19 protein-coding genes and 1 pseudogene are annotated in these 21,629 nt (G+C 40.0%); 5 read left to right on the forward strand and 15 right to left on the reverse strand.

The window, feature by feature from the left end:
- Window positions 1-271: 271 nt before the first annotated feature.
- The 11 genes from rfbD to IQ274_RS37430 form a co-directional block, all read right to left on the reverse strand.
- Window positions 272-1,162, reverse strand: a complete 891-nt coding sequence (rfbD, locus tag IQ274_RS19390) for a dTDP-4-dehydrorhamnose reductase (RefSeq protein WP_194143157.1) — start codon at window positions 1,160-1,162, stop codon at window positions 272-274.
- Window positions 1,163-1,354: 192 nt separating this feature from the next.
- On the reverse strand, window positions 1,355-1,900 hold the full coding sequence (gene rfbC, locus IQ274_RS19395; protein WP_194143158.1) for a dTDP-4-dehydrorhamnose 3,5-epimerase: 546 nt from the start codon (window positions 1,898-1,900) through the stop codon (window positions 1,355-1,357).
- A gap of 116 nt (window positions 1,901-2,016) precedes the next feature.
- Window positions 2,017-3,093 (reverse strand): glucose-1-phosphate thymidylyltransferase, encoded by a 1,077-nt coding sequence (locus IQ274_RS19400; protein ID WP_194143159.1) that lies wholly within the window; start codon window positions 3,091-3,093, stop codon window positions 2,017-2,019.
- Window positions 3,094-3,190: 97 nt separating this feature from the next.
- Complete coding sequence (locus IQ274_RS19405) at window positions 3,191-4,258, reverse strand: glycosyltransferase family 4 protein (RefSeq protein ID WP_194143160.1); 1,068 nt, start codon at window positions 4,256-4,258, stop codon at window positions 3,191-3,193.
- 2 nt (window positions 4,259-4,260) lie between these two features.
- Complete coding sequence (locus tag IQ274_RS19410; RefSeq protein ID WP_194143161.1) at window positions 4,261-5,148, reverse strand: glycosyltransferase family 2 protein; 888 nt, start codon at window positions 5,146-5,148, stop codon at window positions 4,261-4,263.
- Window positions 5,149-5,177: 29 nt separating this feature from the next.
- A complete protein-coding gene (locus tag IQ274_RS19415; RefSeq protein WP_163937614.1) occupies window positions 5,178-6,107 on the reverse strand; it encodes a glycosyltransferase family 2 protein in 930 nt (309 codons plus the stop codon).
- 121 nt (window positions 6,108-6,228) lie between these two features.
- Complete coding sequence (locus IQ274_RS19420) at window positions 6,229-6,963, reverse strand: class I SAM-dependent methyltransferase (RefSeq protein WP_163937612.1); 735 nt, start codon at window positions 6,961-6,963, stop codon at window positions 6,229-6,231.
- A 60-nt stretch (window positions 6,964-7,023) separates the two neighbouring features.
- Window positions 7,024-10,440, reverse strand: coding sequence for a glycosyltransferase (locus IQ274_RS19425; RefSeq protein WP_194143162.1), 3,417 nt, complete (start codon window positions 10,438-10,440; stop codon window positions 7,024-7,026).
- Window positions 10,441-10,468: 28 nt separating this feature from the next.
- Window positions 10,469-11,815, reverse strand: a complete 1,347-nt coding sequence (locus tag IQ274_RS19430) for an ABC transporter ATP-binding protein (RefSeq protein WP_194143163.1) — start codon at window positions 11,813-11,815, stop codon at window positions 10,469-10,471.
- A 156-nt stretch (window positions 11,816-11,971) separates the two neighbouring features.
- Window positions 11,972-12,817, reverse strand: a complete 846-nt coding sequence (locus IQ274_RS19435; RefSeq protein ID WP_163937617.1) for an ABC transporter permease — start codon at window positions 12,815-12,817, stop codon at window positions 11,972-11,974.
- A gap of 238 nt (window positions 12,818-13,055) precedes the next feature.
- A complete protein-coding gene (locus IQ274_RS37430) occupies window positions 13,056-13,187 on the reverse strand; it encodes a hypothetical protein (RefSeq protein ID WP_265578557.1) in 132 nt (43 codons plus the stop codon).
- A gap of 448 nt (window positions 13,188-13,635) precedes the next feature.
- Between IQ274_RS37430 and IQ274_RS19440 the strand changes: the two genes are divergently transcribed.
- The 4 genes from IQ274_RS19440 to IQ274_RS19455 all read left to right on the forward strand — a co-directional run bounded on the left by IQ274_RS19440 (window position 13,636) and on the right by IQ274_RS19455 (window position 16,651).
- Window positions 13,636-13,824, forward strand: coding sequence for a DUF2862 domain-containing protein (locus IQ274_RS19440; protein ID WP_114082757.1), 189 nt, complete (start codon window positions 13,636-13,638; stop codon window positions 13,822-13,824).
- A gap of 120 nt (window positions 13,825-13,944) precedes the next feature.
- Window positions 13,945-15,045, forward strand: coding sequence for an ArsA family ATPase (locus IQ274_RS19445; RefSeq protein ID WP_163937603.1), 1,101 nt, complete (start codon window positions 13,945-13,947; stop codon window positions 15,043-15,045).
- A gap of 191 nt (window positions 15,046-15,236) precedes the next feature.
- The gene (gene chlG, locus IQ274_RS19450) at window positions 15,237-16,283 is read left to right on the forward strand and encodes a chlorophyll synthase ChlG (protein WP_163934051.1); all 1,047 of its coding nucleotides are present in this window, start codon (window positions 15,237-15,239) and stop codon (window positions 16,281-16,283) included.
- Window positions 16,284-16,363: 80 nt separating this feature from the next.
- Window positions 16,364-16,651 carry a hypothetical protein gene (locus IQ274_RS19455; protein WP_163934048.1) on the forward strand — a complete coding sequence of 96 codons (288 nt, stop codon included), beginning with the start codon at window positions 16,364-16,366 and terminating at the stop codon, window positions 16,649-16,651.
- Window positions 16,652-16,742: 91 nt separating this feature from the next.
- Here IQ274_RS19455 and IQ274_RS19460 read toward each other — a convergent pair whose 3' ends face one another.
- The 4 genes from IQ274_RS19460 to IQ274_RS19475 form a co-directional block, all read right to left on the reverse strand.
- On the reverse strand, window positions 16,743-17,699 hold the full coding sequence (locus IQ274_RS19460; protein ID WP_163934045.1) for an MDR/zinc-dependent alcohol dehydrogenase-like family protein: 957 nt from the start codon (window positions 17,697-17,699) through the stop codon (window positions 16,743-16,745).
- Window positions 17,700-17,805: 106 nt separating this feature from the next.
- Window positions 17,806-18,378, reverse strand: a complete 573-nt coding sequence (locus IQ274_RS19465; protein WP_163934042.1) for a hypothetical protein — start codon at window positions 18,376-18,378, stop codon at window positions 17,806-17,808.
- Between the two features lie 214 nt (window positions 18,379-18,592).
- Complete coding sequence (locus IQ274_RS19470) at window positions 18,593-19,399, reverse strand: inositol monophosphatase family protein (RefSeq protein ID WP_163934039.1); 807 nt, start codon at window positions 19,397-19,399, stop codon at window positions 18,593-18,595.
- Window positions 19,400-19,490: 91 nt separating this feature from the next.
- Window positions 19,491-20,924, reverse strand: a complete 1,434-nt coding sequence (locus IQ274_RS19475; RefSeq protein WP_194143164.1) for a BCD family MFS transporter — start codon at window positions 20,922-20,924, stop codon at window positions 19,491-19,493.
- Window positions 20,925-21,153: 229 nt separating this feature from the next.
- Here IQ274_RS19475 and IQ274_RS19480 point away from each other — a divergent pair.
- Window positions 21,154-21,612 (forward strand): annotated as a pseudogene (locus IQ274_RS19480) (Rpn family recombination-promoting nuclease/putative transposase); the annotation flags it as partial.
- Between the last annotated feature and the right edge of the window lie 17 nt (window positions 21,613-21,629).

Raw genomic sequence — 21,629 nt, forward strand, 5'->3', positions numbered from 1 at the left:
GGAATGGGGAATGGGGAATGGGGAATGGGGAGCAGGGGGCAGAGGGAGACAAGGGGGATAAGGAAAATAATCATACTAAATTCCTAATGCCCTATGCCCGAATGGCACGCTTGTTAAGCTGAAACCTCCTTGCTTGCAGAGTGTGGGAGGTGTGGGAGGTGTGGGAGGACGGGGAAGAAGTCTTACCCCCCACACTCCCCACACTCCCCACACTCAAAAAGCAAGTTATATCAGGGCTTTGCGATTAACAAGTGTGCCATTCCCCTATGCCCTATGCCCCATTCCCAATTTTCAAATCCCTAAGCATTTGCCGAAGTCTTTGTCGCCAATGAGGCGCATAAGTCCCTAGAATGGCAGAAATTTTCCCACAAGCAAGCACAGAATAGGCTGGGCGACTGGCTGGTGTTGGATATTCAGCAGTTGTAATGGGGATAATACGTTCAACTTTCAAAGGAAAGCCTAGCTGTTGAGCTTCTTCAAAAATGGCAACTGCAAAGTCATACCAGCTAGCAACGCCGCTATTAGTGTAGTGATAAGTGCCACTAATTTCTGGGGTTAACTGGGGAATCGTCTGGGCTATAACTGCCGCTATATCTTGCGCCCAAGTCGGGCTACCAATTTGATCGGCAACAACACGGAGTTCTTGGCGCTCCGCTCCTAGCCGCAGCATAGTTTTGACAAAATTACTTTTGCCAAAGGTTCCATAAACCCAAGCAGTACGGAGGATGAGGTGATGGGCGCAGGCTTCCCGAATTGCTTCTTCTCCAGCAAGTTTGGTTTTACCATAAACACTCAAGGGATTAGTTGCATCGGTTTCCTGGTAAGGGCGATAGCCATTACCATCAAAAACATAATCGGTCGAAATATGAATTAGAAAAGCTCCTAATTTTTGGCTTTCTTGGGCAATAATCAGGGGTGCAGTAGCATTAATAGCGTTAGCAAGTTCGGGTTCGCTTTCGGCTTTGTCTACAGCAGTGTAAGCAGCAGCATTAATAATGATTTGCGGCTGCTTTTCTCTGATAAAGTTGCGGAGGTTATCGGGTTGGGCAAGGTCTACTATTGGGCGTGCTACTGAGGTAACATCGCCATAGCTTGAGAGGATTTGTTCTAGTTCCTTACCCACTTGACCGTTGCTACCAATCAGCAAAATTGATTTAGTCATTTGTCATTTGTCATTTGTCATTTGTCCAAGAGAAGCTACGCCCACTCTTTAACGTGGTTTGAATTAGTTCGATGAAAGACAAAGTTTTTCCACACACTATAAAAGTAAGCTTAGGGTATAGCAAGAGGCTGGGTATCTGACAAAATCCAATGACCAATGACCAATGACCAATGACCAATGACCAATGACTACTTAATCAAATACTTCAGCAGTCCTCAAAGGTTTCCCGGCTTGGTCTTTAGCTGATAAAATCGGTGGCGCACTCACAGGCCAATCTATCGCTAAATCTGGATCGTTCCATAAAATTGTGCGATCGCCTTGGGGTGTGTAGTAATCTGTAGCTTTATAGAGAACTTCGGCTATTTCTGAAAGCACAAGAAACCCGTGAGCAAAGCCTGGTGGTATCCACAGTAGACGTTTGTTCTCAGCACTGAGTTCATAACCCACCCATTTACCGAAGGTAGCCGAACTTTTTCTAATATCTACGGCTACGTCAAAGATAGTGCCAACAATGGCCCGAACAAGTTTACCTTGGGGTTGTTGAATTTGGTAGTGCAATCCCCGTAGTACATTTTGTTTTGAGCAAGAGTGGTTATCCTGGACAAAGTTGGTAACAATACCAGTCTCTTGGGCAAATTTTCGATCGTTGTAGGCTTCAAAAAAGAATCCGCGATCATCTGCAAATACTTTGGGTTCGAGTTGTATAACTTCGGGAATTTTGGTATGTAAAATACTCATCAATATTATTTCGAGTAACCCACCACAGTGTTAATTGTGTGAGTAATTTAATGCTTGTATTTTACAGCTAGCAGGTAACACTGTTACCGTGGCTTTTCCTCTTTTCACCAAGTAAATCAGGTTAGTTCAATTTGACAGTCATCGCCAATTAGAAATCGCAAGGCTTTAGGGCGGCGAGGTGCAAGAGTCAATTGTGCCCGTTGCCCAATCACACTATCAATAATGCGCTGATGAATTCCGGCAATTTTAGCGCCTTCTAAAATCACGCTGTGTTCTAAATCAGTATCAATAAGTGTCGCATTGTTGGCAATGCTACTATAAGGGCCAATAAAGCAGTTTTCTAAATGACAATTGCTACCAATGACTACTGGCCCCCGAATTGTGCAGTTAATTACTTTAGATTTTGCACCGATTTGGACTCGTCCAATAATCTGACTTTGGGCATCGATTTCGCCAAGAACTGATACTGTCAGATAGGTATCGAGAATCAATCGGTTAGCTTCTAATAAGTCATCTTTTTTACCAGTGTCAAGCCACCAGCCTTGAAGATTATATGCTAAAACTTGCTTATTCTGATTAATTAGGTATTGAATAGCATCAGTAATTTCTAGCTCGCCTCTGGCAGAAGGTTGGATATTTGCGATCGCATCAAAGATGAGGTGAGAAAAGAAATAAACCCCTACTAATGCCAGATTTGAAGGAGGAACTTTGGGTTTTTCAATTAACTGTAATACCCGTCCTGTATCATCTACCTCAGCCACACCAAAGGCGCTAGGGTTGGCAACTGAACGCAAGAGAATCAGAGCATCTGGATGTTGTTGACTAAATTGTTGCAGAAAGTAGCGTAATTCACCTAGTTGAATCAGGTTATCGCCCAAATACATGACAAAGGGAGAATTTTCTAAAAAGGGATGGGCAATTTGGACGGCGTGAGCAAGTCCGAGTGGCTGCTCTTGTACAATGTAGGTGATGTTTGCTCCAAAGTATTCTCCATTTCCGGTTTTCCCTTGGACTTCTGCTCCAGTTTCCGGGCTGATGATAATACCAATATCAGTAATCCCAGCAGCGACCATTTCTTCAATGCCATACCATAAAACAGGTTTATTAGCAACTGGTACGAGTTGTTTGGCTCCGCTATAAGTAAGGGGACGTAGGCGTGTACCTTTTCCACCAGAGAGAATTAGTGCTTTCATAGGGATTGAGGATTAATTATGAGTCAATAGTCAAGATAATCTGAAATCTGGACAAAATCCTAAATCCTGCGATCTAAATTCTCGCTTTAGTTATTTTTTATATGTAACGGGATAATACTTCAACGGTTGCTTTTCCTGTTTTTTCCCAACTGAATTGTTGGGAGTGAATAATACCTTGACTAGAAAGGTGCGATCGCAGTGTCGAATTAGTTGCGATCGCCTGCATCGCCTCTGTAATTTCTCCAGTGTTGTATGGATCGATCAGAATCGCCGCATCTCCAGCAACCTCTGGTAGGGAGGAGAGATTGGAGGTAATGACGGGAGTGCCACAAGCCATTGCTTCGAGGACAGGTAAACCAAAGCCTTCCCAGAGACTGGGGAAAACCAGAGCGATCGCTTCATTGATGATTTTTGGCAATTCGCTATATGGTACATAGTCTAGAAACTTTACTTGATTAGTGATGCCGAGTTGTGCAACTTGCGCTTTTAAAGTTGGGGTATAACGCGAATCACTTGGTCCTACTAACCACAATTCATAATCCTTGCTATTAGGTAACGCAGCAAAAGCAGCGATCAGTCGCTGGATATTTTTGTAAGGCTCTTGGCGACCAATGTAGAGAAAGTAGTTACGGGTGGGTAGATTGAGAGGGCGAAAGTGAGTGCGATCGTAGGCTAGGGGAATGGGGGTAATTTTGTTTGCAGGAATTCCGTAAAAATTGGTGATATCCTGAGCCGTAGTCTGAGAGATGCAAATAATGTGTTGTGCTTGTTTAAGAACTTGGGGAGTGTAGTAGCGGTGGTAAGGTATGAGTGGTGAAAAGCGCTTGGGAAAGCGCAACGGTATCATGTCAAAAGACGTGATTACAAAACGACAGTTGGTATAAAGAGGTGCTTCTGGAAGTGGAGAGAATAAAAGACTAGATTTGAGGTTATTATAAATTTTTGGTAGTTTAAATTGCGTCCATCTCAGGCGGCGTAAATGACCTTTAATACCTTGTTCTGACGTTTGATTAGCAGGAGTTTGATAAGAATTATAGTGAGGAAAATATTGTGAAGTTAAAAGTGTTGGTTGAAGTGATTTTAAGTGAGGTAAAAGATTAAAAGCATAAGTCGTAGTCCCTGTGGGTTTAGTAAGTATAAATGAAAGGTTAATTAATAAAGACATAATTATTTATACATAAAACTTAGTTTTATAATATCCCAACTATAAGGATTGGATGTTTTTAGATATTGATATAAAAACTTAAATATTAAATATACTCTTAACGTCAAAATTTCCCACATCGGACGATGTTTATGATAGTAGTAAATCTGGCTGCGTCTATATTCTACAGACATTTTATTGGATATTTTTTTTACAGAATGTCCTCTTAGATGAATTAGGGATATGTGGGGAGTATAAATAATTTTATACCCTTCATTCCTGACTCTTTGACACAAATCAGAATCTTCAAAATACATGAAGAATTTTTCGTCAAAACCATCTAATAGATTAAATAAATTTGCCCTAATAAAAAATGCTGCCCCGACGACAATATCTACTTCTTTAATATCTTGGAAATCCTGCTCTATAATATTAAGAGCATTTTTATTCTCAGCATATTTATGTATCTTTTGTGCTTTAAACTCTCCTCTAATTCCGATTTCAGGTGAAAAAGAAATTTGAAAACTTCCATCTGGAAAAAGTAATTTAGTACCAATAACACCTACATCTTGATTTACAGACATTAATTCTATAAGATGGGGTAAGATGTTATTTGTAAGTATTGTATCAGTATTTAATAATAATAAAAACTCCCCTTTTGCTACTTTTGCACCAGCATTATTTCCTGCTCCAAAACCAACGTTTCTTGGTAGTTTGATTAATTTGATTTCAGAAAATTTATTATCAACAATATCTATACTATTATCTTGAGAATTATTGTCTACTAAAATAATTTCACAGTTATCTTTAGGAATAAATTTTTCTAGAGAATTCAAACAATTTATTAAAACATCTGCACCATTATAGTTAACTAAGATAATTGATACTGATTTAATTAATTGTGTGTTCATTCTTACAGTGTGTGAGATAAAAATCTCAACTACCAAGTTTTACTAATATTTCCAATCAAGCCCCGATAAGTCCCTAATAAACAAGCCCATATTTTTAATTGTTTATCTTCTAAATCATATAGCATAATAAAAACAATTTGAAGCAGCATATATTTTATTCGTCGAATTAAGCTAGTGAAATGATAGTAACCTTGAGAAAAACGAGTTTCCAAATAACTATGATTACGACATATATAGTAATAACGTAAAGCTGAATATTGTTGTATGTAGCGATATTTATTCATAAATTTTACTTGAATAGGACTACCAAAATTGTGGTGCATACTAGCTTTAGTAGCAATCAGGTTATGAAAGCCTTTTTGTCTTAGTCGCAATCCATAATCAAGGTCAATACCATCAATAAATAGGTCAGCACAAGGAGGAGAAATGGTTTTAGCGGCAGCTAATGAAATTAGAGATCCTGATGTAATCGGTGAATCACATTCATAAAAATCAACACTACTATTATGTTTAAGTGCTAGAAAATGATCGTTAAAAAAAACTGCACCTTCTATAACTTTACTCGTTCTAGGATCAGAAGGAGTAGGAGCAATAATGCCAATTTTATAATTATCCTGTTGAGATAATTGATAATAAGTGGTTAGCAAAATTTCTAAACAGTTTGCAGTCGGAACACTATCTTGATCAAAAGACCATAAAAAGTCATATTTTTGTTCGATAGCCCATTTGATTGCCCAAGTTAGTCCTGCCGCAATTCCTATATTTTCTGGATGAAACTTGATTAAAATATTTTCTTTATTTGTGAGATGCAATAAAGGCTTTTTTGTGGAGTTATCTAATATCAGCAACTTGTCAACCGTAAAGGAGGATTGGCAAGCAATAGCATTAAGACAATCCATAACTGCTTTTGGATCTTCATAAGCAGTTATATAAGCTGCTATCTTATACTGAGACTTCATTTGCGTAATACTTATATAGTAAACCGATGCATAGGAAAGGCGATTGTGACATATTTAATGAATTGATAATGTAACAAACTAATTTCATTACAAATTGATATTTCTCTGATTATATCTGGATTTATTCAGAAGATTTGAAAGCGATAAGGAATTCATTATAAGCACCATCATTGTATTGTTTATCAACAATTCCCAAGCCTTCAATAATATCCCCATCGATCAAGTATTTCATTTGAGTGAAAAACTCTTCATCTGTCCAAACGTGGCAATGAGGATCTGCAAGTCCAGATTCAAAATTTTCGCATCCCCATTTATAAAACTCTTTAGGTGATTCTATGCTTTTCTGCTTTAAATCTTCAGATATAACTTTGGCAAATTCCAAGATATGTTCTAATGAAGGATAATTACAGTTATTGTAATAATCGTCGAGTAAATGTTCTATTGTTGTCGAGGGTCTTGAAGCATCAAAAGTTATTCTCTTATCTGGACAGGCAATAACTAGAAATCCTCCTGGTTTAAGCAAATTATGTAAATCTTTAATATAACTAATGACATTAGGAATATGCTCAATTACATGACAGAGAATTACAAAATCAAACTTTTTGTGAATTTGAAGGTGAACTTTAATATCTCTTTGGAGAATATATTTGATCGGCATTACTGTTTCAGCAGGAAGGTTCCAAAGAGCAATCATTTCTTCCGATGAACGAAAATCGGCAAACTCACATTTGCCAACCTCTTTGGTAACAGTTGGTAGATCGCAAGCTCCTATTTCTAAACCTTCTGCATTTTCTAAATTCACTAATTTATTTAAAAATTGCAAGCGATTTAACTGATAATCTACTCTAGTAATCATGTTTTCTACTGACTCCTATTTTTCAATCTAAAATCAATAGCTTCCTTATTTATACTTAATTCAACTTTTAATTCTAAAGCTATATTCCATAAGAATTTTCTCAAATTTCATACACATATTTTGTAACGTTAGATCCTTCACTGATTCATAGCCAGACGTTGCAATATTTTGCCTCATTCCAGCATTATTTATTAGATCCATTAATGCATTAAAAACAGCTTGTGAATTAGGTTCACATAATAGACAAGTTCCTTCCTTAACCATTGCTCGTACTGGAGGTACATCCACTTCGACTGTGGCACAGCCACAAGCCATTGCTTCAAAAACAACTGTGCTTATATTTGTCATAGAAAAAGATAGATGTATGTCAGATGAGCGCATTGCTTCTGCTGTTTCAGCTTGAGTTAAAACTCCCAAATTTTCGTAAGGAAATGGAAGTTCTAAAGCTTCTTCCAGTCCATACAATTTGATTTGCACATCAGAATTGTGCTGATGCAATTTATTTAATGATTCTACTCCCAAAGCAAAATTACGCCTGGGGATATGAGGACGAGCAAAAAATAGTATTGAACAGGGTTTTGTTGTACTTAAATGACGATGCAAAATAGGATTTTCAGCTAAAAATACTTCACCTAAAGGAAAATCTACATACGGATAGTCAATTTTATTTCTTTGGCTCAATATCTCTGCCAAATACTTGCCTAAAGTAATTATATTTAAAGGTAAATTATAAGTGGCTTCTGCTTGAGTAAAGTTAGCCTCTCCAGGTTTATAAAAGTAAGGTTCATAATCTTGAACATAGTATGCTTTGAATCGGGTATTAACTAGTTGCTCAACAACATAAGCTGTAGGCCAATTTGTAGCGATCGCTATATCTGATTCTACAATTCCAGCATGACCACAATGAATGATAGCCTTACTCTTCCCAAAATTCTCCTCGCAAAAATCTCTTACTTGTTCAGTAGTAAAATTGGTTAGATGAGCAATTGGTTCAATATAGATATTGACGGTGTGTTCTTTAGCTGCCAGATAATAAGCTAAATTAAAAATATGTTTATAGCCTCCACCCGTTTGAGCAATTGGCGCTCGCAGAATAAAAGCAATGGAAAGAGGTTTATTGGGTGATAAACTTCCCCCCAATAAATATTTCCACTTCTCCATACTTTCTGTAGCTGCAACCCGCGTCAAATAGCGAGAATTTACATCTTCAAAAGCTTTATGCCCCATTTCCTGTCTCAACTTCTGGTTAGTTACCAATTGATACAGAGCATCTTTCCATTCATCCAAATTATTACACAGTAGTCCATTAACTCCATCTTGAATAGCGACACGAAAAGCACTTGTATCCGAAGCAATTGTTGGGACAGATAAAAGCGCTGCTTCAAAATATTTGAGTTCACTTTTTGATTCGGTAAAGTCATTATTTTTTTCCAAGGGTGCAAGATTAATATCAACTTTCCGGTACAGTTCTGGTAAATCCCTCCAAGGCATATATGGAACACACTCTATTTGTGAGGCAACTTCCTGTAATGCTTCTGGGATATCGAGATGTCCAACTACCATGAGGCGGACATAAGGAAATTCTGTGAGAATGCTTTTTAAGGCTAAAACACATTCTGCAAAATCTTTAACATGGGTTTTAGTACCACTAAAATAGGCAATCCGAAGCATCCCATCATTAGGAACATAACTCTTACGAGCTTCGATCGCTCCTTGTTCCATCTCATCACTTATACGATTACGTAAAATTACTGAAACTGCATCAGGAAAAGTTTGTTGTATTTCTTGCTGGAGTTTGTTTGTACTTACTGTTATGTAGTCACATAAAGACATGGATTTACGATATCGCTTTACTCCATTTTCGTATAAAGTCTTCTCTTGTTGATCCATTAGCGTACAAGCATGAATTTGAGAAATACGGGATGGATCAAACACTAAGTCGTCAGTATCAAAAATAACTTTTATGTCTAGTTTTTTTGCATTGAAAACAAACTGTTCAAATTCGTTAGTATGGGGAACTCGATGAGCAATAATTATTTTATATTTAGTGATAAGTTCATTGTATAAAAATACCATTGGTTCATATACATCAACTGTATAGCCAAGGTACTTTAGGATTTCCGCTTGATGATGACATCGATAACGATAAGAATCTCCCGGGCACCCACTAATAAAAGCAAACATTTTTAACCTGTTATCAGTGAATAAATCTTCTTGAAGAGAGTTAGAAGTTTTCAGGATGTCTTCTGTTTTATTAACTATGTTTAACTCCTTATTATGTGTAAATATTTCTGAGGCGGGAACCAAATTTAGGAAACCCTTAACTCTGAACCAAGTTTTCCTTAACTTCCAGAACTTACTGCTTTGCATTGCAGTAATAGAAGTTTGAGCATATATTAATTCAGACTGTGATTTCTCTAATTTCGCCTGAGTTTGTCGGAGTTGAGATTGCGATCGCTCCAATTCTGTCTGGGTTTGCTGTAGATTAGACTGCGATCGCTCCAATTCTGTCTGGGTTTGCTGTAGATTAGACTGCGATCGCTCCAATTCTGTCTGCGTTTGTTGTAGATTAGACTGCGATCGCTCCAATTCTGTCTGCGTTTGTTGTAGATTAGACTGCGATCGTTCCAGCTGAAGCTGATTACCCTGTACTTGAGCTTGGGCTTGATCCAGTTCTGCTTGCGTTGAATGTAGTTGAGATTTCAATTGCTCCGATTCTTCCAACAGCTTAGAGAAGCGTTCGCTTATTGCAGCATATTCTCCTTCTATAGTCCAAGGATCTGCCCGAATAATAAACTGTAAAGTGTCAGCATCTTTATCTTCTTCAATTTGTTTAATAGTATTACTGTCGAATTGTTCTCTCTTATTTTGAGGTATCAAAGAACTCTCTGAAAAAACTTCTAGTTTTGTCCGATCGGCAATATTTACGAAATATCCTGGTATTTTAAATAACTCCTCAACCGTTTCTCTGGTAAAAAACCTCAGATGAGTATTATCTAAAATCCCTAATTCTGTATATTCAAATTTACCTTGTAGTAAAGATAAGCGAATTGCACCGTGAGCAATATTTGGAATAGAAGCAATTACATATCCATCTTTTTTTAATATTTGCTTGGTTTCTTCCAAAACTTTCCAAGGGTTTCGCAGATGTTCTAAAACATCTCCAAACACTGCAACATCGAATTCCTGGCTAGGCAATATTTCTGTAACAGAAACAAAATCTAAGTCGGCAACTATTACTTCTTTACAGTACTGTTCGGCAACTTTAGCAGCATCTAGATTTATCTCTACACCTGTGACAATACAGCCTTTTCTACTAAGTAACTGAGCAAAGTAACCAGTCGCACACCCAAAGTCTACTACTCGCTGATTGTCTCCAATGAGGTTTAACATTTTCCTTAAAACGTGGTTTTCCCCCAAACCTTCTTCTGTAAGATTTTCAGCCGATGGATAATCTTTTGACCAATCTTTATTCATAATAATCTAACTTTAATATCTGTATTAATTAAGCTGGTGTCACAACTGTTGGTAAAACTTTTTTGTTTACTTTAACCACCATCGGTTGATGGACTAAAGCATGAATGAGCTTTCCAGTGTCTGGGGGTAAAATTTGAAAAACCATTATATTATCAATCCAGTCAAAGCTAAGAGATTCATAGCTTTCAGCTCCAGCAACTGTTAAGCTATAAGAACTAGGTCGAAGAGGTAAATTAAATTTGAACTTAATTTCTATTTCTTCTCCTGGTTCTAGTTTATCTATTTTGATATTTTCTTCTAAAGTATTGCTACCAATTACTTCATTGCCATTTTTATCACACAGATGAAAGCCAACAATACAACTTTTTATAACAGAATAAACTTTTAAATTCACAATTAATGTTACTTCTTCATTAAATGCAAAGATTGGACTTTCGCCAGCATAATGACCTAATTGATTCAGGATTTTTACGCTTTCGATTCTGGCTTTTCCACTTCCTCTGCGTGTTGCTTTGCTGAAATTGGAACTCGGAGATTCAATTTCAAAATTTGGAGAATCTGAAGCTTGTATTGAGTTATCTACAACAGTATTTCCTTGCTGTTGGGAGTTAACTGTAATATCTTGTGCTAAACCTAATTCAAGTTCTGTAACTAATTTTAAATATTCAATTATAACGGTATTAGGCAATCCTGTCGTATGTATTTTTCCGTCATGAATCATCACCGCTGAATTGCACAATGTTTTAATTGCGCCTGCATCGTGGGAAACAAATAATGTTGTAACTCCAGAATCCATCATTGCACGCATTCGCCGCATACAACGATGTTGAAATACAACATCTCCAACAGCAAGTGCTTCGTCAACAATTAAAATCTCTGGATCGACATTGACTGCAACAGCAAATGCCAAGCGGACATACATACCACTAGAATAAGTTTTAACAGGTTGCTCGATGAAATCGCCGATATCGGCAAAAGCGGCAATATCATCAAATCTGTCTTCGATTTGTTTTTGACTTAATCCTAGCAATTGTCCGTTAAAAAAGACATTTTGCCTGCCAGTAAACTCTGGGTTAAAACCACTTCCTAATTCTAATAAAGCAGAAACTCGACCTACGACTCGCACATCACCACTGGATGGTGTCAGGGTTCCCACTATAATTTGTAGCAATGTACTTTTTCCAGAACCGTTGCGTCCAACGATTCCAACTGTCTGTCCTTTGGGAATCTCAATGTTGATATCCCGAAGTGCCCAAAATTCATCTGTTCTACTCTTACCAGGTAGCAAAACTTCTTTTAGCCTATCTACAGGTCGGCTATACCGTTTGAAACGCTTCGAGACATTCTTAAGGGAAATAGCAATTTCTTCACCCATACTTTTGCTGTCAATCCTAAAAACTCACACACTAAAGCTAAAATGCGATGTCTACGACGGGGTACGCCTATGCACTCATCTTATTTTGCCAGATGTCACTACATAGTTAATGCTGGCATCTCTAGCTAAATGACTCCATGCTATCAAACTGTTAGTTCACAATACATCGGCGAATGCTGGACGTAGGCGGCGATAACACCACAACCCCCCAAAAAAGATTACAACTGCAATTAGTGAAGAAACTCCCCACTCGCCCCAGTGTTTGACTTCTCCAACTAAAACTATGTCACGATAAACTTCAGCGATCGCTGCTATTGGATTTAACCAGAATACCAAAGTCCGCCATTGCTCAGGAATTGCTGATGCTGGATAGACAAGCGGTGTCGCATAAAACCAAATATTTAAAATCACCCCTAAAGTCTGCGGGATATCTCGCAAAAACACTGTTAGTCCTGCCACTAAATAGCCCAATCCTGCCGTTAGCAATAACTGTGTTAGCCATACAAAGGGTAATAGCGCCAAGGTAGCATGTAAAGTATGAGAAGTTACCGCCACAAAAAAAATCAACGCCATTAAACCCAAGGAACTCTCAATGAACGTTGATAAAATTGGCACGAGCGGTAACAAAGTTAGGGGAAATACAACTTTCTTGACTAAATTCGGCTGTCCTACGACTGAACTAGCAGACTGCATCAAACCCCCCATAAAAGCAATCCAGGGAAGCAAACCCGCAAATAGCCACAAACCAAAGGTGAAGTTATTTTCTGGTAAAGTTTTCAGACTTAACTTCACCTTCAACACAACCGAAAACACATAGGTGTAAATCAGTAATTGTGATAGCTGATTTAGCAAAGGCCACAAATTGCCTAAAACAGAACCCTTATACCTCGCTTCTAAATCACGACGCACCAAAGTTCTCAGCAAGTCAAACTTTGCCCACAACCGTTCATTTATCGGTAGTATACGCCTCAGCCTCCCTGCCTTATGTACAAATCCTCGTATTGCTCGCAACAATTCCTGCTTCCTCGTTCACTACCGACACACCCAATTTGTCTCCATAAAGCTTAATAGCTATGAAAGTATCCTTGTGTTACTTGGGGAATACATTATTACTAGAAAATCTTACACAAATTGTCTTGGTGATTATACAATGAATCGGCTATTGCTAAGTATATTTTTCTTAGCAATATAAATTCTGTTGGCAACACTGCTTGTCTTGTGTAAGGACGCAAGTTTTTGCTTAACTCAAGCTATCTGGATCAATTCCTTGCGATCGCAGACACTCTGCTAATCGCTCTGCCGTTGGCTGTCTTGCTCTGCTTTTTCTCCTAGCTTTGCCACCCAACCCCCTGAAGTATACCAACGCAACCACAAACCCTTTATATTACAAAGGATGGCCGGCATGGTAGTAAAGGTTTAAGTTGCTAGCAAACAAAACTTCTTCAGATGGATAAGATTTAGAGGTTGACAAGTCTCACTCAGAAAATCCGCCTGAATGCAGTGAAATTTATCCGTAAAACCTGATTTTCATATTAATTCACTGGGTAAATCATCCATCCTAAGCATGGTTTCTTGTGGTGGACGGAGGATAGTTTGATACATAACTATTACTTTGGTTGCTTAACTCAAGCTATCTAGATGAACCTCTAACGATCGCAAATGTTCCACCAATACGACTAATCCTTGCGATCGCATCTGTGGTTAATTTTAAGTTCTGAGGTTAGAAGTTTAGAATTTTCTCCCTCATCTCCCCTGAATTTGTGAAAGCTGAGTCACGGATTCCGCTACACTGAGACTGGTTTGTTGCATTGTAATCAGGCATGGAAATCGGACAAAAGGTTAAAGTGTTTCGTTTGCGCGATCGCGTTTCTCCCCCAATTGTAAAAAAACTAGGACAAGTGGGTATCATTCAAGGCTACAAAGTCATTGATAGTGGGATCGGTGTAGTAGTGCTGTTTGAGGACAATACTTCCACTTGGTTTTTTGAAGATGAAATTAAACCTGTGTAGTAATAAAGAACTCAGATCGGAGTTTTTCTCAGTATCTGAAATTTCCAGCACAGGTTGAGAATCTTTATTGAGTGCTAAGTTGGAATTGAAAAGATCGGCGGTGAAAACAGGAATCAAGTAATGGCTCTAATATTGACATTTTTGGGCAAAGGCGGCACCGCTCGTACCAAAATTGCGATCGCCGCAGCCAAATTATTGGCAAGTCAAGGCAAGCGCGTACTCCTAGCAGGACAAGCAGAACCAACATTGTCAATCCTGTTGGGTACTACCATTGCTGCCGATCCTCAAGAAATCGCTCCCAAGTTACAGGCGGTACAGTTTCAAGCATCTGTACTGCTTGAGCGCAACTGGGACGAAGTGAAAAAACTGGAGGCACAATATCTCCGCACGCCCATCTTCAAAGACGTTTTTGGTCAAGAACTGGTAGTATTGCCAGGGATGGACAACGCCCTAGCTCTCAATGCTATCCGCGAATATGATGCCAGTGGCAAATATGATGCGATCGTCTACGATGGCACGGGTGACTCTTTAACGTTGCGAATGTTGGGTTTGCCAGAATCACTCAGTTGGTATGTCCGGCGATTTCGGCAATTATTTGTCAACTCCGATTTGGGGAAGACTATTACTGAATCGCCTTTAATCCAACCCCTGATTAGCAGCTTTTTCAATATCAACTGGACAGCAGATAATTTTGCAGGGCCTACCAACCAAGTCAATAATTTCTTGGAAAAAGGGAGAGCCGCTCTTGCCGATCCGAAGCGTCTTGCTGCTTTCTTAGTGACCACAGGAGATCCAATTGACGTAACAAATGCTCGTTATTTATGGGGTAGCGCTCAACAAATTGGTTTAACTGTCGGTGGTGTTCTGCTTGTGTCTCCTGAGACAAACGTCAATCTGCCAGAGGAATTTATACCCCTACCTGTGAGCGTTGTTCCCGACTCGCCAACAGGTGACTGGCAAGCACTGATAGACGCACTACCCAACTTTGAAGCACAAGCTTTACAGGCTCCTAAACCAATTGAAATAGACATCCACAATCGTCAAGTACGCTTATTCTTGCCAGGATTTGACAAAAAGCAGGTCAAGCTTACCCAATATGGGCCAGAAGTCACGGTAGAAGCAGGAGACCAGCGACGGAATATTCCCCTACCCCCGGCTCTCAGTGGCAGACCTGTGGCTGGAGCAAAGTTTCAGAATAATTATTTGATAATTTCGTTTTAAGTTATGGGAATGGGGCATGGGGAATGGGGCATGGGGAATAGGGAATAGGGAATAGGGAATAGGGAAGAAACTTAATCCCAATGCCCAATGCCTAGTGCCCAATGCCCAATGACGGCAGTTGCTCCACTTGGGAAGACCCCAAGACCGCACTGCCTCCCCAATGCCCAATGCCTAATTAATCAGTAAAAATTATGTCAGAATCAACTCCCATTACTCCAGACCCTAACCCATCTGAGGCATTAGACTCAGTGGTAAATAATCCCAATGAGCAAGCAATAGCATCCGCCGATCGCAATGCGAAAACTAGGCAGTTGCTAGGGATGAAAGGTGCAGCTGCTGGAGAAACTTCAATTTGGAAAATTCGTTTGCAGCTAATGAAGCCGATTACCTGGATTCCCTTAATTTGGGGCGTAGTCTGTGGTGCGGCTTCTTCGGGTAACTATACTTGGACGCTGGAAAATGTGTTGAAGGTATTAACCTGTATGCTGCTGGCTGGGCCATTGATGACAGGTTACACCCAAATCCTCAATGATTACTACGATCGCGAAATCGATGCCATCAATGAACCCTATCGCCCGATTCCCTCTGGGGCAATTCCCCTACCACAGGTAATTATTCAGATTTGGGTGTTACTGATTGCTGGCTATGGTTTGGCGTTTGCGTTGGATGTGTGGTCTGGTCATGAATTCCCGACAATTACAGCGATCGCAATTATCGGTTCTTTCATCGCCTATATTTATTCTGCACCTCCCCTGAAACTCAAGCAAAACGGCTGGCTAGGCAGCTATGCCTTGGGTGCAAGTTACATTACCCTACCTTGGTCTACAGGACACGCTTTGTTTGGCGATCTCAATTCCACAATTGTGGTTTTGACAATGTTTTACAGCTTGGCTGGATTGGGTATTGCCATTGTCAATGACTTTAAGAGTGTAGAAGGCGATCGCCAGCTAGGATTAAATTCATTACCCGTAATGTTTGGTATCACCACTGCGGCATGGATTTGTGTAGTGACAATTGATGTATTTCAAGGATTTATCGCAGCTTATCTCGTCAGCATCCATGAGAATTTGTATGCAGCAATCCTAGTATTGTTAATCATCCCGCAAATCACCTTGCAAGATATGTATTTCTTGCGCGATCCTGTGAAGAATGATGTTAAGTACCAAGCCAGCGCCCAACCGTTCCTTGTGCTAGGAATGCTAGTAACAGGTTTAGCGCTAGGTCATGCTGGTATTTAAATACTTCTATAGTCGGAAGTTAGGAATTAGGAGTTAGGAGTTAATATACTTCTAATTCCTAATTTGTATCAGGACATACTATGTTAGAAGTGATATTTTTCCTCCTTCATGGGATTCAACCTTTGTTAATCCCAATATGCTTTATCACTGCTTGGACTATAACTATTCTCGTTGTTATGAGTCTCTGGACGGCGGCGCGAGATAGCGTGGCTACAGCCAAGCAAATGCATCAAATCCCCTGTACTGGCTGCCAATTTTTTACCGACAATTACCGTCTGAAATGTACTGTACGCCCATCTATTGCCAATACAGAAGAAGCGATCAATTGTCTTGACTATCAACCGAAGACTAATCCTTATTTGTATTAGGGACTGGGGATTGGGGACTGGAGGAAATGAGGGAGACAAGGGGAAAAGGGTAATAACCCATACCCAATGACAAATGACTAATGACTAATGACTAATGACTAATTTCCAGCAAAATTTTTAAAACACCGTGACTTTGAGCGTGTTCAAAAGCTACAAGCCCTTCAATGAGTGGGTAAGTGGCATGAATCAGGGGTTGTACGTCAATTTGTCCTGTGGCTAGTAGCTGGAGGGCTGGAGTAAAGGGGCCACAACGGGAGCCGATGAGAGTGATTTCATCCACTACTAAAGAAGAAACATCTAAGCTGAGGTTGCCAGCATAAGTACTTTTAAGAACAAGCGTACCACGGGGACGGAGGGCGCGGCGGGCGATCGCAAATCCTTCTGGGTTGCCTGTACATTCTACTGAGATATCGAAATATCCATCTTTTACAGCATCAGCTAAACCAGTTTTAATCCCCCGTGCCTCTAAGTTGGCAAGTTTGTCTTGATGTCGCCCCACAGCCAAGAGTTCACAGCCAGTTAAGGCTAGTGTCTGGGCTACCAACTGCCCTAATTTGCCATCTCCAACCACTAACACGCGGTCATTTGGACGTAATGACACTTGCTGCTGAATTTCCAAAGCTGCTGCTATGGGTTCGGTAAATGTAGCTACTTCTGTCGGCACATTATCGGGTACTAAATGCAGGTTCTTTACCGGCAAACAGAGATATTCACCAAAGGCTCCATTCCGATTGACAATACCTAAAACTGTGCGATTTTCGCAGTGAGTTGGTTGTCCACTCCGACAAAACCGACAATGGCCACACACAGCGTTGATTTCTCCAACTACGCGTTGGTTAACTAAGTGTTCTGGCCCTTTTTCAACCACACCGACAAATTCATGCCCTAAAATACCAGTGTAGGGATAGTAGCCTCTGAGTAGTTCCAAATCAGTGTTACAGATACCCGCACGCAAGACGCGTATCAAAGCTTCACCTGGTGGTGGTTCAGGAATGGGAATATCTGTACGTAGTTGCAACTGGTTATTTTCGAGCCAAAGTCCTTTCATTTTTTTTCACGTCCTTTGCCTAATATGTTGTCATACCAGTTTCAAAAATCTTTGCAAAATAATTAATCGGCTGTAGGAGCGTACATCTATACGCCTCTACCCACGCTTATGTCTCTGTACTAGGTATTTCTTTAGTTTTAGTTACATCAATTTTGCTTAACCAAGTAACCAAGTCTTCTGAATCAAGTGCGATCTCGCTTCCTAAAGTTTTGATATAAAGAAGTCCATCACTAATAATTAAATCTCGGATTGGATACCATGAATCCCGCGTCCTGATCAGAAGTTCCAAGGGAATCCCTAGTCTTGAAGTATACTTGCGATATTTCCACCAAGCTCGCCATAGAAGTACAGATTTAGTACAGTGCATCTCATAGCCTTTGGGAACTTCGCTGTATTGATACTGATAGAAACCTCGACTATCTACTTCTCCTTTGAGAAGATAACTATATTCTGCTAATACCTGATTTATCAATTCCCACTGGGATGATTTTGGAGAAATCAAGAATTCAGATAGTGTATTAGATAGTTGAAAGGTGGCAATCACACCTTCAGCTTTTGCTGTCAGTTGGTTGGTTTTATAAACTGTTTGCGCTGTCAAAGCAGGATTTGACAACAAAATTTCTTTTTTCTGGATAGAGTTTTGCACAAACTCTCGAATTAAATCTAGATTAGATAACATAAAATTATTTATACTAAATTAAGCAGTGTGATATAAGCCACAACGGTACTTAAATTAGTAACTACATTGGTTTGGCACTTAAAACAGGATTATTACTAGTTTTATTTATACTCAATTCTTTGTCTGACTAGGGCTTTATTAACTTTGATGTCGGGATGTCGCCGTTCACTACTCTGATTGACAAAATAACTGTTTTAAGTGTGAGAGCAGCTGATTAGATTTTTACGCCATCCAGAAAAGGTTGAAATACCGGAACTAATTCGGGACGACTGACAACCAAAGTGGGAAAAGAGCGATCGCTATAATCTTCTCCCGGTGACAACGGAAACGGTTCTGATTTAAGCGATGACCATACTCCACCAGCAGCCTGGACAATTACCCAAGCCCCCGCTATATCCCAAACTTTTGGTGTCGCCTCAATACCACCCAATGTTGCCCCAGTAGCAACCGTCAAAAAGTTATAGCTAGCTACACCCAACATCCTAATTTTGCAGGGAAAGCCGTTTTTGATAACTGCGGTACTACGAGAACAAAGGTTAAAAAAGTGATTATTGCTGGGACTATCAATACTAGTGTGGATGGGGTGGTGGTTGAGAAAAGCTCCTGTTGGTGTTGCTAAACCAGATGAACCCGCCCAAAAACCATGAAAAGCTTGATTCAATGTTGGTGCGTAAACATAACCGAAAATGGGCGTACCTCGATACAGTAAACCCAGAGATATTGTCCAGATGGGAATGCCGCGTGTAAAGTTGGTTGTACCATCTAGGGGGTCAATTACCCAACACCACTCAGTACCGGGAAATGACTGATCGCTCTCTTCGCTCAAAATGCCATAACCAGAAAAATTAGAAGCGATCGCATCCCGAATTTCCTGATCTGCCCATTTATCTGCTTGCGTCACCAAACTTCCATCAGCTTTTTGGGAAGCCTGTACTTGCCCAAAATCTTGCATTAGCTGCTTACCCACCCTGGTAGTGGTAGTTTGGGCAAAATCTAGAATTGTTGTCCAAAAATCATTCATTGGTTATTAGTCATTTGTCATTGGTCATTTGTCATTGGTCATTGGTCATTTGTCCCATGCCCAATGCCCAATGCCCCATGCCCTATACAGTTTAGTCTAAATCGCTTTCTAAAACCGAAGCGATCGCTTGCTTGGTACTTGTTTGAAATTCTGTGATGTTCACCCGATTTAGAAACCAAATCGATAGCACCATTCCTACTGCTTCTAGGGCAAATACCAGTCCATAAGCTAACTCTAAACTCGGTAACAGCTTGCGTCCAATATCCAAAACTGTACCTCCGATGACTACCGCCACACCTCTAGAGAGGGACTGTGCTAATCCCCATGCCCCAATAAACGTACCTGCGGCTTCCGCTGCGGTAAGATCCAACATCAAGCTAATTGCTGCTGTAGTTAAGAAACCTGTGGCTAAACCGAATAAGACCAAACCTAGTTTGAGAACTGCTGCATTAGCTGTGAATCCTGATATACCTAGCAAGATTGCACAGAATGCTACCAACATACAGCCTAGACGTGCAGTTCTGCGCTTACCCAAACGCGGGACAATATAAAAGCCTGTAACGCCGTAGGCAATCAGTAGACCTGTTCCATAAAAAATATTTAATTTGGTGCTTTCCGCTAGGGGCATTTTAAACACTTGACCCGCATAAGGCTCCAAAATCGGGTCTTGCATAAACAAACTGATAGTCATCACCAGTAAAAAGGTAAAGAATATACCTGTTTGTGGGCTAGCTGTCAAAATTTTCCAAGCATTGCCCAGAGTAATGCTATCTTCCCGGTTCACCAGTGTGGAACGGGTTGAGTATTGGGAATACTTTTTTTCTACGCCGAATGTGGCGGCGATCGCTAAACCAAATACAATTGCTGGGACGATAGTAAACAATCGGTTGATTGCTGGCTGCAAGGTTTCTAAAGTTGCTTCTGGCGTTAACTGTTTCAGCAAGCTGGCACTAATAATTGCCCCAACAATAATCCCCACCATTAGCATCGACCAAACCACACCGACTACTTTAGAACGGTTATCTTCTTCAGATATATCCACCAACAAAGCAGCAAAGGCAGTACCGCTAGCACAAATTCCTAGACCGTATACAGCAAACACTAAAGCCAAAAGTGCTGTCCAGCCGATTGTTTGGGTTGTCCATACCCAAGTACCTGCACTATTTCCAGCAACATTCATCTGCCACATTACTTGTACAGCTAAAAATGCTGCGATCGCAAATATTGCCGCGCCTACCCAAACATAAGCTGTGCGGTGGTATCCCCATAACGGCTTGGCATCAGAAATCTGGCCAAACCAGATACGGGAAGGAGCAACAAATAAAGGCAGTGCTAAAACTACTGAAACCAGTGTCGCCGGAATTGCTATTTCTTGAATCATGACTCTGTTGAGTACGCCCAGAGTCAAAATGGACATCATGCTCAACCCCATCTGAAATAAACCTAGCCGGAACATGGTCAGCAGGTTTACCCTTGGCACAGATAGGGATTTTGTTTTGGTATCAAATACTTCACCGCTTGCCATAGCTACTTTTTCGTATAGTTTATAGGATTTAATCTCTCTCTATTTAAATAAAGATAAACCCTACCCGCTCAAAATCAGCGAACGAAAAATGGAAGTTACGATGCGATCGCACTTATTTGGCAAGCAATTATACACGTTGATTAGCATAAGCTTCAGCCAAGTTAGGATTAATCTTTAGGGTTTGGTGGTAATCCGCGATCGCATAACAAGAGAATTTTAGGATGAAGTAGTGAAACGAGACTCCATTTACTATCAAATTTTTAAACGCTTTCCTGGGTTACTCTTTGAACTGGTTGATAATCCTCCTCTGCAAGGGCAAAACTATCGATTTGAATCACTTGAAGTCAAAGAAACCGCTTTTCGTCGCATTGATGGTGTGTTTTTACCTCCAGAGGATGCAACATCCAGAGCGATCTTTTTTGCTGAAGTTCAATTCCAAAAAGATGAAGCCCTTTACCATCGGTTCTTTACTGAGTCACTGATGTACTTGAACAGGAATCGTTCTCAGTACGATGATTAGTTTTGTGTAGTAATTTTTTCATCACGCTCTTTGGAACCAAGGGATCAAAAAACTCATCGAATATTTCTCAACAGCGACCAAGTGCAGCGAATCTATTTAGATGAGTTAGGCGCGACCAATCAGCAGCCAATAGGCATCAACTTGATGCAGTTGACTCTAGCATCGGAGTTGGGACTTGGTAGGAT

It is taken from the genome of Nostoc sp. LEGE 12447 (assembly GCF_015206985.1).
GTDB lineage: Bacteria > Cyanobacteriota > Cyanobacteriia > Cyanobacteriales > Nostocaceae > Nostoc.